This window comes from Xanthobacter sp. AM11 (assembly GCF_047444035.1).
Lineage (GTDB): Bacteria > Pseudomonadota > Alphaproteobacteria > Rhizobiales > Xanthobacteraceae > Xanthobacter.
The window spans coordinates 3,760,945-3,774,616 of the sequence record NZ_JBLAOA010000001.1; the positions used below are offsets into that span (position 1 = coordinate 3,760,945).

Annotated in this window: 13 protein-coding genes; 2 read left to right on the forward strand and 11 right to left on the reverse strand. The window is 67.9% G+C overall.

What is annotated here, in order from left to right:
* Positions 1–2: 2 nt before the first annotated feature.
* From ureC to urtA, 10 genes are all read right to left on the reverse strand, one after another.
* Positions 3–1,715: an urease subunit alpha gene (ureC, locus tag ACI7BZ_RS17215; RefSeq protein WP_414118376.1), complete on the reverse strand. Its 1,713-nt coding sequence runs from the start codon at positions 1,713–1,715 to the stop codon at positions 3–5.
* 12 nt (positions 1,716–1,727) lie between these two features.
* On the reverse strand, positions 1,728–2,123 hold the full coding sequence (locus ACI7BZ_RS17220) for a type II toxin-antitoxin system VapC family toxin (RefSeq protein WP_414118377.1): 396 nt from the start codon (positions 2,121–2,123) through the stop codon (positions 1,728–1,730).
* Positions 2,120–2,383: an AbrB/MazE/SpoVT family DNA-binding domain-containing protein gene (locus ACI7BZ_RS17225; RefSeq protein ID WP_414118378.1), complete on the reverse strand. Its 264-nt coding sequence runs from the start codon at positions 2,381–2,383 to the stop codon at positions 2,120–2,122. Before ACI7BZ_RS17225 ends, ACI7BZ_RS17220 begins: the two co-directional genes overlap by 4 nt.
* A gap of 71 nt (positions 2,384–2,454) precedes the next feature.
* A complete protein-coding gene (locus ACI7BZ_RS17230) occupies positions 2,455–3,075 on the reverse strand; it encodes an urease subunit gamma (protein ID WP_414118379.1) in 621 nt (206 codons plus the stop codon).
* Positions 3,076–3,099: 24 nt separating this feature from the next.
* Positions 3,100–3,969, reverse strand: coding sequence for an urease accessory protein UreD (locus tag ACI7BZ_RS17235; protein ID WP_414119200.1), 870 nt, complete (start codon positions 3,967–3,969; stop codon positions 3,100–3,102).
* Positions 3,944–4,639, reverse strand: a complete 696-nt coding sequence (urtE, locus tag ACI7BZ_RS17240; RefSeq protein WP_414118380.1) for an urea ABC transporter ATP-binding subunit UrtE — start codon at positions 4,637–4,639, stop codon at positions 3,944–3,946. Before urtE ends, ACI7BZ_RS17235 begins: the two co-directional genes overlap by 26 nt.
* A gap of 181 nt (positions 4,640–4,820) precedes the next feature.
* Positions 4,821–5,678, reverse strand: coding sequence for an urea ABC transporter ATP-binding protein UrtD (gene urtD, locus ACI7BZ_RS17245; RefSeq protein WP_414118381.1), 858 nt, complete (start codon positions 5,676–5,678; stop codon positions 4,821–4,823).
* Between the two features lie 5 nt (positions 5,679–5,683).
* Positions 5,684–6,817: an urea ABC transporter permease subunit UrtC gene (urtC, locus tag ACI7BZ_RS17250; RefSeq protein ID WP_414118382.1), complete on the reverse strand. Its 1,134-nt coding sequence runs from the start codon at positions 6,815–6,817 to the stop codon at positions 5,684–5,686.
* Positions 6,818–7,046: 229 nt separating this feature from the next.
* The gene (gene urtB / locus ACI7BZ_RS17255; protein ID WP_414119201.1) at positions 7,047–8,684 is read right to left on the reverse strand and encodes an urea ABC transporter permease subunit UrtB; all 1,638 of its coding nucleotides are present in this window, start codon (positions 8,682–8,684) and stop codon (positions 7,047–7,049) included.
* Positions 8,685–8,861: 177 nt separating this feature from the next.
* Complete coding sequence (gene urtA / locus ACI7BZ_RS17260; RefSeq protein WP_414118383.1) at positions 8,862–10,172, reverse strand: urea ABC transporter substrate-binding protein; 1,311 nt, start codon at positions 10,170–10,172, stop codon at positions 8,862–8,864.
* 675 nt (positions 10,173–10,847) lie between these two features.
* Between urtA and ACI7BZ_RS17265 the strand changes: the two genes are divergently transcribed.
* Both ACI7BZ_RS17265 and mgtE read left to right on the forward strand, forming a co-directional pair.
* On the forward strand, positions 10,848–11,459 hold the full coding sequence (locus ACI7BZ_RS17265; RefSeq protein WP_414118384.1) for a carbonic anhydrase: 612 nt from the start codon (positions 10,848–10,850) through the stop codon (positions 11,457–11,459).
* A gap of 123 nt (positions 11,460–11,582) precedes the next feature.
* Positions 11,583–12,947, forward strand: a complete 1,365-nt coding sequence (gene mgtE / locus ACI7BZ_RS17270) for a magnesium transporter (RefSeq protein ID WP_414118385.1) — start codon at positions 11,583–11,585, stop codon at positions 12,945–12,947.
* A gap of 10 nt (positions 12,948–12,957) precedes the next feature.
* Here the strand turns inward: mgtE and ACI7BZ_RS17275 are convergent, their stop codons facing one another.
* Complete coding sequence (locus ACI7BZ_RS17275; RefSeq protein ID WP_414118386.1) at positions 12,958–13,203, reverse strand: hypothetical protein; 246 nt, start codon at positions 13,201–13,203, stop codon at positions 12,958–12,960.
* Positions 13,204–13,672: the final 469 nt, after the last annotated feature.

Genomic DNA, 13,672 nt, shown 5'->3' on the forward strand with positions numbered 1-13,672 from the left:
AACTAGAACAGGAAATAGCGCTGCGCCATGGGCAGCACCTCGGCCGGCTCGCACACCAGGAGCTCGCCGTCGGCGCGCACGTCGTAGGTTTCCGGGTCCACCTCGATATGGGGCGTGGCGTCGTTGTTGATCATGCTCTTCTTGGAAATGCCCGAGCGGGTGTTCTCCACCGCCACCAGCTCCTTGGAGATGCCGAGCCGGCCGGCCAGCCCGTCCTCCACCGCCGCCTTCGACACGAAGGTGAGGGAGGTGTGGGCGCGCGCCCGGCCATAGGCGCCGAACATGGGGCGGTAGTGCACCGGCTGGGGCGTCGGAATCGAGGCGTTGGGATCGCCCATCTGCGCCATGGCGATGGCCCCGCCCTTGATCACCAGGTCCGGCTTCACGCCGAAGAAGGCCGGCGTCCACAAAACGAGATCGGCGAGCTTGCCGGCCTCCACCGAGCCGATATGCCGCGACATGCCGTGAGCGATGGCGGGATTGATGGTGTATTTGGCGATATAGCGGCGGGCGCGGATGTTGTCGGCGTCGGTCTCGCCCTTCAGCCTGCCGCGCTGGCGCTTCATCTTGTCCGCGGTCTGCCAGGTGCGGATGATCACCTCGCCCACCCGGCCCATGGCCTGTGAGTCCGAGCTCATCATGGAGAGGGCGCCGAGGTCGTGCAGGATGTCCTCCGCCGCAATGGTTTCCTTGCGGATGCGGCTCTCGGCGAAGGCGAGGTCCTCGGCAATCTCCGGGTCCAGGTGGTGGCACACCATGAGCATGTCGAGATGCTCGTCGATGGTGTTGCGGGTGAAGGGCCGCGTCGGGTTGGTGGAGGAGGGCAGCACATTGGCCAGCCCCGCCACCTTGATGATGTCCGGCGCATGGCCCCCGCCCGCCCCTTCCGTGTGGAAGGCATGGATGGTGCGGCCCTTGAAGGCGGCGATGGTGTCCTCCACGAAGCCCGATTCGTTCAGCGTGTCGGTGTGGATCATCACCTGCACGTCGAAGGCGTCGGCCACCGAGAGGCAGCAGTCGATGGCGGCCGGCGTGGTGCCCCAGTCCTCGTGGAGCTTGAGGGCGCAGGCCCCCGCCAGCACCATTTCTTCCAGCGCCCGGGGCAAGGAGGCGTTGCCCTTGCCGGCGAAGGCGAGGTTCATGGGGAAGGCGTCCGCCGCCTCGATCATGCGGGCGATGTGCCAGGGCCCCGGCGTGCAGGTGGTGGCGAAGGTGCCGGTGGCAGGTCCCGTGCCGCCGCCCAGCATGGTGGTGACACCGGAGGCCAGCGCCTCCTCGATCTGCTGCGGGCAGATGAAATGGATGTGGCTGTCGAAGCCGCCGGCGGTGAGGATTTTCCCCTCGCCCGCGATCACTTCCGTGCCGGGACCGATGATGATGTCCACGCCGCTCTGCACGTCCGGGTTGCCGGCCTTGCCGAGCTTGTAGATGCGGCCGTTCTTCAGCCCCACATCGGCCTTCACCACCCCCCAGTGGTCGAGGATGACCGCATTGGTGATCACCGTGTCCACCGCCCCGTCCGCATTGGCCACCTGCGACTGGCCCATGCCGTCGCGAATGACCTTGCCGCCGCCGAACTTCACCTCCTCCCCATAGGTGGTGAAATCCTTCTCGATCTCGATGACGAGGGAGGTGTCGGCCAGCCGCACCCGGTCGCCCGTGGTGGGGCCGAACATGTGGGCGTAGGCGGCGCGGGGCATGCGGGAGGAGGACATGAGGCGGGCCTTCTAGGGAAGACGTGTGAAGCCGGATTGCACAGGTGCACCCTTGTCGAACGTCACGGTCGTGGTGCAGCCGGCTGCGGCATTGAGCTGGGCGATGAGCACGTCGGTAAAGCCGCCGAGCCCCTCCCGGTAGTCCTGGAGCGCCACGAGCACGCTTTCGCGCTCCAGAATGACGAAGGCGGGATTGCCGACGATATCGTCGAGGATGGAAACAATCTCCGCGCGGCTGGCCTTGAACTTGGCCCGCAGCGCCCAGACCATTTCGGCCACAACCACCGCATTGACCACCGCCGGGTCGTCCGGGCTGCGGGCGAGAAGGAACTCCGCCGCCTTCGGCGACTGGGCGCGGTCATCCTCGGCGATGGCCCGCAGCAAAATGCTCGTGTCGATGCCGATCATTCCCCGGCCTTCGTCTGAGCATCATGGGCAGCGACGGCGGCGCCGATGGCCTCGGCGTCCGTTATGCGCGCCGCGCGGCCCTTCAGCCGCCCGAGCAGGCGCGAGGTGGGGGTCTTGCGGGCGTGGACGAGGACGCGTCCGTCCCGGTGAACAAAGAACTCCACCTGGTCGCCCTCGCCCACGCCGAGCGCACGGCGCACCTCCACGGGAAGGGTGATCTGGCCCTTGGACGTGATGCGGGCGCCAGCGGCGATATTCATGGCCATACGTCCTTACTTTTCGCAGAATGTAAGGAGAATAACTTCACAGCCCGACTTATAAAAGGCCAGCATCACAGCTTCCCCGCCACCGCGCCGCGGAAGCCGTAGACCTCCCGCTTGCCGCCGAAGGGCACCAGCGTGACCTCCCGGCTGGCGCCCGGCTCGAAGCGCACGGCCGTGCCGGGGGCGATGTCGAGGCGCATGCCGCGGGCCTTGTCCCGCTCGAAGGCCAGGGCCGGGTTGGTCTCGAAGAAATGGTAATGGCTGCCCACCTGGATGGGCCGGTCCCCGGTGTTGGCCACCGTGAGATGCACCCGCTCGGCGCCCTCGTTGAAATGGATGTCGCCGTCCTGCGGCAGCAGCTCGCCGGGCACGGTTTCCGACGGCATGCCGCGGATGGGATGGTGCACGGTGACCAGCTTGGTGCCGTCCGGAAAGGTGGCCTCCACCTGGATGTCGTGGATCATCTCGGCGATGCCCTCCATCACCTGATCGGTGGTGAGCACTTTTGCGCCCGCCTCCATCAGCTCGGCCACGGTGCGCCCGTCGCGGGCGCCCTCCACCACGAAATCGGTGATGAGGGCCACCGCCTCGGGATGGTTGAGCTTCACCCCCCGGGCAAGGCGCTTGCGCGCCACCTCGGCGGCCATGGCGACGAAGAGCTTGTCCTTCTCGCGCGGCGTCAGCAGCACGGCGTCATCTCCTTCAACCGGATGTCAGGTGGCCCACACGCGGGGCAGCGGGGCGTTTCGGAACGCCATCAGAAACGAGGTTGCGGCCCGGCGCAACGTGCCGATGTCGGGAGCGAGCCAGCGCACGGAAAGAATGCCGTTCCAGGCGCTTGCCCCGGCCTCGCAGGGGGTGCCGGCGAGACGGGCGCGGGCCTCCTCCAGCCGGCGTTCCGCATCCGGGGCGATGACGAGCAGGCTCGCCAGCGCCCGGTTGCCCGCCGCCACCGCCGGCCGGTCCAGAAGCTGCGCCACCGGCCCGGACAGGCGGAAGGCATCGGCGAACACCAGGGCGCCGCCGCGCCGCACCCGCCAATGATCCTCCAGGTGCCCCTCCCCCATCACATCGCCATGGGCGAGGCGTCCCAGCATGAGAGCCTCGAAGGCGAGGAAATGCGCCGATGGCGAAAGGTCCACCTCGTAGCGCCGCCGCAGCCGCGCGCGATCGAACAGGATGGTTTCCTGCGGCAGCCATTCCAGCCGCGCCCCCTCCGCCGCCGCCAGCCGCACGCTGATTTCCGCCAGCGGGCCGTCGGAGCGGTAGACCTTCTCGGCGGCCGGGGTGGACACGGTGAGATGGGCGCCGGCCTCCGCCCGCGCCGCGATGGCGAAGCGGTCGCCGCAGCAAACGCCGCCGGCCGTATTGACGATGACGGCCTCAAGCCCCGCACCGCCGCGCGGCACCCGTGCGCGCAGGGCGCCGGCCTCGGCGAGGTCGGACACCCGCGTCGCGGCGCCGAAGGCCGAGGCTGCGATGCGCACCTGCCCTTCGCTGCGCTGCCGGCGCGGCGGATCGGCCGGGGGGGAGGACATCTGCAGCGGGGCGCTCGCCTCAGATCGCCATGAGGCGGCGGACATCGTCGCCATCCAGCCCGCTCCTGTCCCCGCTCGCCACCACCTCGCCGCGGTCCATCAGGATGAAGCTGTCGGCGAGGTCGCGGGCGAACTCGAAATATTGCTCCACCAATATGATGGCCATGTCGCCCTTGTCACGCAGATAGGCGATGGCCCGGCCGATGTCCTTGATGATGGACGGCTGGATGCCCTCCGTGGGCTCGTCCAGCACCAGCAGGCGCGGACGGGTCACCAGCGCCCGGCCGATGGCCAGCTGCTGCTGCTGGCCGCCGGAAAGGTCACCGCCGCGCCGGCGCAGCATGCTCCTGAGCACCGGGAACAGCTCGAAAACCTCTTCCGGCACGTATTTGTCCTTGCCGGAAAGGCGCGCATAGCCGGTTTCCAGGTTCTCCTTCACCGACAGCAGCGGGAACACCTCGCGCCCCTGGGGCACGAAGCCGATGCCGAGGCCGGCGCGGTCCGGCGTCGACATGCGGGAGATTTCCTTGCCGTCCAGGGTGATGGACCCGCCGGCGATGGGCCGCTGGCCGACGATGGCGCGCAGCAAGGAGGTCTTGCCCACGCCGTTGCGCCCCAGCACGCACGTCACCTTGCCGGCCTCGGCGGCCACCGACACCTTCTTCAGGGTGTAGGCGGCGCCGTAATAGAGGTCGAGGTTCTCCACCTTCAGCATGGGCGGTGCTCCGGGCTACGTGACATCCACACGCCGAAAGCCCTCTCCCGCTTGCGGGGGAGGGTTGGGAGGGGGAGGAGGGCGCAAACGCCCGAACGCGGCGTCTTCAGGCGGGCGGGGAGCCCCCTCCCCATCCCTCCCCCGCAAGCGGGAGAGGGAGCGCGATGGTGCGGCTTCATCCTCACCTCCCCAGATAGACTTCGATGACCCGCTCGTCGGCGCTCACCTGGTCGAGCGGTCCTTCGGCGAGCACCGAGCCTTCGTGCAGCACGGTGACCTTCACGTCGAGGTCGCGCACGAACTGCATGTCGTGCTCCACCACCACCACCGCGCGGGTCTTGGCGATCTCGCGCAGCAGCACTGCCGTGTCCGCCGTCTCCTGGTCGGTCATGCCGGCGGCGGGCTCGTCCACCAAGAGCAGGCGCGGCTCCTGGGCCAGCAGCATGCCGATCTCCAGCCATTGCTTCTGGCCGTGGGAGAGGTCGCCGGCGCGGCGGAAGCGGGCATCCTTCAGGCGCACGCGCTCCAGCAGTTCGTCGATGCGCTCGCGCTCGTGGGCGGTGCGGCGCCAGTAGATGTTGGAGAAGGGCCGGCGGTCCTCCTTCAGGGCGAGCAGAATGTTGTCCTCCACCGTGTGCATGTCGAACACCGTGGGGGTCTGGAACTTGCGGCCGATGCCCAGCTGGGCGATGGCCGCCTCGTCCAGGCTGGTGAGGTCGCTGGTGCCGGCGAACAGGGCGACGCCCTGGTTGGGGCGGGTCTTGCCGGTGATGACATCCATCATGGTGGTCTTGCCGGCGCCGTTGGGGCCGATGATGGCCCGCATCTCCGCCTCGCCGATGACGAGGGACAAGGCATTGAGCGCACGGAAGCCGTCGAACGAGACGGTGATGTTGTCGAGATAGAGCAGCGCCGGGGTCAGGGCCAGGGGGTCCGGTGCCGGCTGCTCCTGCCGGAGGAAGCCGAGTTCGGATTCCAGCGACAGGGCGCCCTGGGACTTCACCGCATAAGGATCGGCGGAGGGGCTGTACATGCTCATGGGGCTCACTCCGCGGGCGTGGGGCTGGGCGTCGCCGCGGAAGGCGGGCGGCGGGCCTTCCACCGCTCGGAGATGCTGGCGGCAAGCCCCAGCACCCCCCTGGGCAGGAACAGGGTGACCAGCACGAACAACGCCCCCAGCGCAAACAGCCAGGCCTCCGGCAGGACGCCGGTGAACCAGGTCTTTCCTGCATTGACGATGACGGCGCCCAGCGCCGCGCCCACCAGCGTGCCGCGCCCGCCCACCGCCACCCAGATCACCATCTCGATGGATTGGGCGGGGGCGAATTCGGACGGGTTGATGATGCCCACCTGCGGCACATAGAGCGCGCCGGCAACCCCCGCCAGCATGGCCGAAAGCACCCAGGCCACGAGCTTGTAGTTCTCCACCCGGTAGCCGAGGAAGCGGGTGCGGCTCTCCGCGTCGCGCACCGCCACCAGGACCTTGCCGTATTTGGAGGTGACCAGCGCCCGGCACAGCACATAGCCCGCCGCCAGCGCCGCCGCGGAGAGCACGAACAAGGTGAGCCGGGTGGAGGGCGCGGAGATGGGAAAGCCCAGGATGTCCTTGAAATCGGTGAGGCCGTTGTTGCCGCCGAAGCCCATGTCGTTGCGGAAGAAGGCGAGCATCAGCGCAAAGGTCATCGCCTGGGTGATGATGGAGAGATAGACCCCCGTCACCCGCGAGCGGAAGGCGAACCAGCCGAACACGAAGGCCAGGGCCCCGGGCACCAGCACCACCATGAGCATGGCGAAGGGGAACAGGTCGAACCCGGTCCAGAACCAGGGCAGCTCCTTGTAGTTCAGGAACACCATGAAATCCGGCAGCACCGGATTTCCATAGACGCCGCGCGAGCCGATCTGACGCATCAGATACATGCCCATGGCATAGCCGCCCAGCGCGAAGAAGGCGCCGTGGCCGAGCGAGAGCACGCCGCAATAGCCCCACACCAGATCCACCGACACCGCAAGCAGCGCATAGGCCAGATACTTGCCGAGCAGGGGGATCATGTAGTCCGGCACGTGCAGCGGATGCCCGGCCGGCAGCAGGAGATTGGACGCCGGCACCAGCACGGCCACCGCCAGGAGGACGAGAAGGAAGATGCCGCCGGTGCGGTCGATGATGCCGGGGCGGTTCATGGGCGAAAGCTCCTCGACGCTGCATGGGGCACGCGGGCTGACGGGGGGCGGCGGATGCCGCTCTCCCGTGCGGGAGTGGGCGGGGGTGAGGAGGGCCTCGACGCCCCTGGAAGGGACACCGCAGGCACAGTCGTTCCCCTCACCCCCGGCCATTCTCCCGCCCGGCGGGAGGAAAGATGGCCGGGGCTGCGGCGGCGCCCGTGCAGCGGGGCCGGACGCCCCCCGCCGCTCACGATTCCACCGCCCGGCCCTTGAGCGCGAACAGGCCGCGCGGGCGCTTCTGGATGAACAGGATGATGAAGACCAGCAGCAGGATCTTGCCCAGCACGGCGCCGGCGAAGGGCTCCAGGAGCTTGTTGGCCACCCCCAGGGTGAAGGCGCCCACCAGCGTGCCCCACAGGTTCCCCACGCCGCCGAACACCACCACCATGAAAGAGTCGATGATGTAGCCCTGCCCGAGGTTGGGGCTCACATTGTCGATCTGCGAGAGCGCCACCCCGGCGATGCCGGCGATGCCCGAGCCCAGGCCGAAGGTGAGGGCGTCGATGCGCCCGGTGCGGATGCCCATGGCCGCCGCCATGCGCCGGTTCTGCGTCACCGCCCGCACATAAAGGCCCAGCGGCGTGCGCTTCAGCACCAGGAGCAGAGCGAAGAAGACCATGAGCGCGAAGACGATGATCCACAGCCGGTTGTAGGTGATGGACAGCTGCCCCACCTGGAACGCGCCGGACATCCACGAGGGCGCGCCCACCTCCTGGTTGGTGGGGCCGAACACTGAGCGCACGGCCTGCTGCAGGATGAGCGACACGCCCCAGGTGGCGAGCAGCGTCTCCAGCGGCCGGCCATAGAGGAAGCGGATCACCGTGCGCTCGATGAGGATACCCACGAGGCCGGTGAAGACGAAGGCCAGCGGCAAAGCGATGGCCAAAGACCAGTCGAACAGCCAGGGCGCCGAGGTGCGGATCAGCTCCTGCACCACGAAGGTGGTGTAGGCGCCGAGCATCACCATCTCGCCATGGGCCATGTTGATCACACCCATGACGCCGAAGGTGATGGCGAGGCCGATGGCCGCCAGCAGCAGCACCGAGCCCAGGGACAGGCCGTACCAGACGTTCTGCGCCACCGCCCAGAACTTCAGGTTCTGCTCCACCTTGGCGATGCCCGCATCGGCTGCGGCCTTGAGGGCGGGGGGCGAATCGGCGGGCAGGCTGCGCAGCAGGCCGATGGAGTCCTGGTCGCCGCGCGCCGCGATGGCCTGGATGGCGGCGCGGCGCTCCGCCTCCGGCGCGTCCGCCTTGCCGATCAGGATGGCAGCCCGCGCCTGCTCCAGCGCGGCCTTCACCGCCGGCACGGCTTCCTTGGCGATGGCTGCCTCCACCGTCGCCAGCGCCGCCGCATCGCGGGACTTGAACACCGCCGCGGCGGCGTCCGCGCGCCGGGCGGGGTCGGCATTGAGGAGGGTGAGCGCGCCGGCCGCCGCCTCGATGGCGCGGCGCACGCGGTTGTTGGCGCGCACCGGCGAGAGGCCGGCCGGCGGGCTTGCCACCGGGGCGCCGGTGGCCGCATCCACGATGCCGGAAGGGGTGCGGATGAAGACGGACTTGGTGGCCGGATCGAACACCAGCCGCCCGTCGGCCAGGGCATCCACCACCGCCGCCGCCCGGGCGCTGCCGGTGGCGGAAAGGGCCACGAGGGCGTCCGTCGTGTCCGAATAGCTGTCGTTGGCGAACTTGGCGACGATGCCGGAGATGTCCTCGCCGCCCTGGGCGCGCGCCGCGCCGGGGGACAGGGCCGGGACCAGCGCCAGCATGCCGAGGAAGAGCGCGCAGGCCCGCACCAGGGGAGCCAGCCGGATGGAGAGGCGCATCATGAGGGGCTTCCGCTTCAGCGCGCCCTGCCGGATCGGCGGCGCACGACGAGACAGGGCTCCCCCTCCCGGTGAGGGGAGAGGGAGGGGCGCCCCCGACGGGACGGTACGAGAGGAGAGCAAATCAACAGGCTTAAAAATCAGGGCCTGCGTCGTCAGGCGGCAGGGGCCGCCCGACTACTTGCCGGCGGCAAGGCAGGTTTTCTTGGTGGTGTCGTAATTGCCGCAATTATACTTCACCCAGTCGGCTTCCAGGGTCTTGGAGCCGTCGAGGAAGTCGGACCACGCATCGCCCGGCACCAGGCCGGGGGTCTTCCACACCACGTCGAACTGGCCGTTGCCTTCGATCTCGCCGATGAAGACGGGCTTGGTGATGTGGTGGTTGGCCAGCATCTCGGAGACGCCGCCGGTGAGGTTGGCCTGCTTGGTGCCCGGCAGCGCCGCGATCACCTTGTCGGGGTCGGTGGTGCCGGCCTTCTCCACGGCCTTCACCCACATGTTGAAGCCGATGTAGTGGGCCTCCATGGGGTCGTTGGTGACGCGCTTCTTGTCCTTGGTGAAGGCGTGCCACTTGTCGATGAACACCTTGTTCTCGGGCGTGTCGATGGACATGAAGTAGTTCCAGGCCGCGAGGTGGCCGAGGAGCGGCTTGGTGTCGATGCCGGCGAGCTCTTCCTCGCCCACCGAGAACGCCACCACCGGGATGTCGGTGGCCTTGACGCCCTGGTTGGCCAGCTCCTTGTAGAAGGGCACGTTGGCATCACCGTTGATGGTGGAGACCACCGCGGTCTTCTTGCCGGCGGAGCCAAACTTCTTGATATCGGAGACGATGGTCTGCCAGTCCGAATGGCCGAACGGGGTGTAGTTGATCATGATGTCCTCGGCCTTCACGCCGCGGGACTTCAGATACGCTTCCAGGATCTTGTTGGTGGTGCGGGGATAGACATAATCCGTGCCGGCGAGGACCCAACGCTCCACCTTTTCTTCCTTGGCGAGGTAATCCACCGCCGGAATGGCCTGCTGGTTGGGCGCGGCGCCGGTGTAGAACACGTTGCGCTCGCTCTCCTCGCCCTCGTACTGCACGGGGTAGAAGAGGATGTTGTTCAGTTCCTTGAACACCGGCAGAACGGACTTGCGCGACACCGAGGTCCAGCAGCCGAACACGGCCGAAACCTTGTCCTTGGTGATGAGCTCGCGCGCCTTCTCGGCGAACAGCGGCCAGTTGGAGGCGGGGTCCACCACCACCGCTTCAAGCTTCTTGCCGAGCAGGCCGCCCTTCTTGTTCTGCTCCTCGATGAGCATGAGCATCGCGTCCTTCAGCGTGGTCTCGCTGATGGCCATGGTGCCCGACAATGAATGCAGGATGCCGACCTTGATGGTCTCCTGCGCCTTGGCCGCACCCATTGTGCCCACCACGGCAGCAACGGCGGCCAGCGCCCCGAATCCCCTCGTGATCCCCTTGGTCGCCTGTCCCAGCAAACCGAGCATTTAGCTCTCTCCCCTGTTGTGATGGCCGGCGCGAACCGGCCGGTGGGGAGGTGAGCAAGGGATATGCCAAGGGCGGCGCATGGGGGGTTTGCACGGCGCTCACCTCCCGAAGGAAAGGTCGCCGCATACCAAGACGCGAGATTGGTGAAAAAATGGGCGATTTTGGCCGCCGATATAGCCTATAGTTTAACCACGCACGCCCCATAGCATGCCGCGACGGCCGCGGAGCCGGTAGCAAGGCATGATTTTCGCGCCCGGCCAGACCCGCGCCGGCTGCGGCACCGCAACACCCCGCACACATCTGGGCCCACATTGGCTGAAATTTGGGCAGCCGTAGCCGCGCCGCGGCCGCGCCCGTGACCTGGGATCGCCCCGCATCTTCCCCTTGCGCCGGCCAGGTTCTGCCGGTGGGAAGAAGGTTCCGCCACCCCGCAGCCGGCCTACAGGAAGTTGAATAGATACAGAAGCACAATGACAGAGAATGGAACACCCATGATCCAGAGCAACAGTCCACGCATGATCCCATCTCCCACCTGATTTCATCTTGATGGAAGTGAGAACGTGACATCCTCGCCACAGGTTCCCCCGGTGGATCAGCCGCATGGCACGGAGCGGGCTTGACTTGCCGGCTTTCCTCGTCCTTCCGTGCCTGTCGCAGCAGTCAAGGAGCGTGGCGTGGACGACCTGATCTCCGGATACAAGAGATTCCGCGAGCTGGCCTGGCCGGAGCGCAAGCAGCTGTTCGAACGGCTCGCGGCCCGCGGCCAGCGACCGGAGACGCTGGTGATCGCCTGTTCCGACAGCCGCGTGGACCCGCAGATGATCTTTGATGCGGGGCCGGGCGAGATGTTCGTGGTGCGCAACGTCGCCAACCTCGTGCCGCCCTACCAGCCGGATTCGAACTATCACGGCACTTCGGCTGCCATCGAGTTCGCGGTCCGCGTGCTCAAGGTGAAGCACGTGGTGGTGCTGGGCCACGCCCAGTGCGGCGGCGTCCATGCCCTGCTCGAAGGCGCGCCGCCCGGTGCGGAGGATTTCGTGGGCAACTGGATGAAGATGGCCGAGCCCGCCCGCCTCATGGCCGAGGATGCCAACCTGCCGCCCGCCGAGCGCCAGCGCTTCTGCGAGCAGTGCTGCGTCAAGCTCTCCCTGTCCAACCTCGCGAGCTTCCCCTGGGTGGCCGAACGGGTGGCCGGGGGAAGCCTCACCCTGCACGGCGCCTATTTCGGCGTGGCCACCGGCCGCCTGGAGATGCTGCGCGACGACGGCACCTTCGACCCGGCCTGAGGGCGCGCCGGCGCACCACGGGCTGTCATCGGAGCGCAGGATATTTCCGCTACGGGATGAAACGTGCGTCTGCGATCACCCGTGCGGTATCGCGGTGCAATCGGGCTGGGGGGGGACACGCGCGTGAACATTGCGAAGATCCAGGACACCGAACACGCCGCCATCGCCGCGCGCCTGGGCACGGAGCACGTGGCCGATATCGTCGAGTTCCTCAACGGGAAGTCGGCGGCGGACGCGACCGAGATCGTGTCCCACATGCCGCTGCAATGGGCGGTGGAGGTGCTCGACCAGCCCCAGTTCCACGATGCCTGCGAGGTGATCGAAGCCCTGCCCCACGACAAGGCCGTCGCGCTGGTGGAGGGCATGTCCGCCGACCGCGCGGCCGATGTGCTGCGCTGGATCGAGGAACCGGCCAAGGGCCGCCTGCGCGATGCCTTGAGCGCGGAAACCCGCACCGCCATCGACCATCTCCTGACCTATGCCGAGGGCACCGCCGGCGCTTTGATGACCACCGAGTTCGTGAGCGTGACCTCCGACTGGACGGTGCAGCAGACCCTCGACCACATCCGCGAGGTGGAGCGCAGCCGGGAAACCGTCTACGCCATCTATGTGCTGGCGCCGGACACCCGGCGGCTGGTGGGCACCGTGTCGCTGCGCCGCCTCATCTCCGGCGCGCCGCAGGACCCCATCCTCTCGGTGGCCAACCCCTACACGCCCATCACGGTGCCGCCGAACCTGCACCAGGAGGAGGTGGCCCGCACCATTTCCAAGTACAATTTCCTCGCGGTGCCAGTGGTAGACAGCACCGGACATGTGCTCGGCATCGTGACGGTGGACGACGTCATCGACGCCATGATCCAGGAGCAGACCGAGGACGTGCAGCGCATGGGCGGCATGGAGGCCATCGATGAGCCCTACCTCGACATCTCCTTCCTGCAGATGATCAAGAAGCGCGCCGGCTGGCTGTGCGTGCTGTTCCTCTCGGAAATGCTCACCACCAGCGCCATGCAGGTGTTCTCGGACGAGCTGGAAAAGGCCATCGTGCTCGCCCTGTTCATTCCCCTGGTGATGAGCTCGGGCGGCAATTCGGGCTCGCAGGCCACCTCCCTCATCATCCGCGCCCTCGCCCTGCGGGACGTGCGCCTTGGCGACTGGTGGCGCGTGGCCATCCGCGAGCTGCCCACCGGCATCGTGCTGGGCTCCATCCTCGGCATCATCGGCATCATCCGCATCACCGTGTGGCAGGAAGCCGGCATCTTCGACTACGGCGAGTATTGGAAGCTGCTGGCCATGACCATCGGCGCGGCCCTGGTGGGCATCGTCACCTTCGGCTCGCTGGCGGGCTCCCTGCTGCCATTCGCGCTGAAGCGGCTGGGCTTCGATCCGGCGACCTCCTCGGCGCCGTTCATCGCCACGCTGGTGGATGTGACCGGTATCGTCATCTATTTCTCAGTGGCGTGGCTGTTCCTGCACGGCACCATCCTGTGATGGCGGCGGGTCAGCTTCGGCGCAGGAAGCGCATGAGGCACCCGTAGCCGTCCCCATCCGCTTCGGCCGCCGCCGCATCGCTGTCTTCCGCAGCGGCGGAGAGGTCGGCTCGGGTGACGCCGAAGCCGCGGGACGCGAGGAAGCGAACCGCGTCCTCGGCTGTGGAAAAATCCCCGACCGCCTGCGCCAGCACGGCGCTCAGCCCGGTGTTGCCTGAAGCATCGGCCCGCAGGCGGTCCATTTCCGTGCGGCTCATCGCCCGGCTCCTTTCAGCTTGGGAAGGGATCTGCCGGGGCCAACCCGCGCAGGGCCCCTGCGGTTCCCGGCGGCAGGGAAGCGCGCTGCGACGGCTGGGGCGCGCCTGCCGTGGCATGCAGGTGCATCCCCGGCGGCCGCAGGCGGCCGAACCGCTCCGTGCATGAGGGGTGCATGGGGGCAATGCGCAAACGCGCCACAGCGGCCCGCCAGCGCATCCGGCAACCGCCGCTTCGACGCGCCCCCTCCAGCCCGTCTGCGATTCGCTGACGTGATTCCCCGGGCCGGCATGATTCGCCCGCGGGTGGTGTCTCGGTTTGAAATGCGCTGGCGCCGAAACGCTTTCCCCCGCTTGCGGGCCAAGGCCTCCGCACGGCGCGAGGTCGCCCCGCGCGTTATCGAGCCGGGACAACACTGCGTGTAGGGGGGATCGTCCGCCGGCGGACGAATCGCTCTCCGGCCCCGAGAGG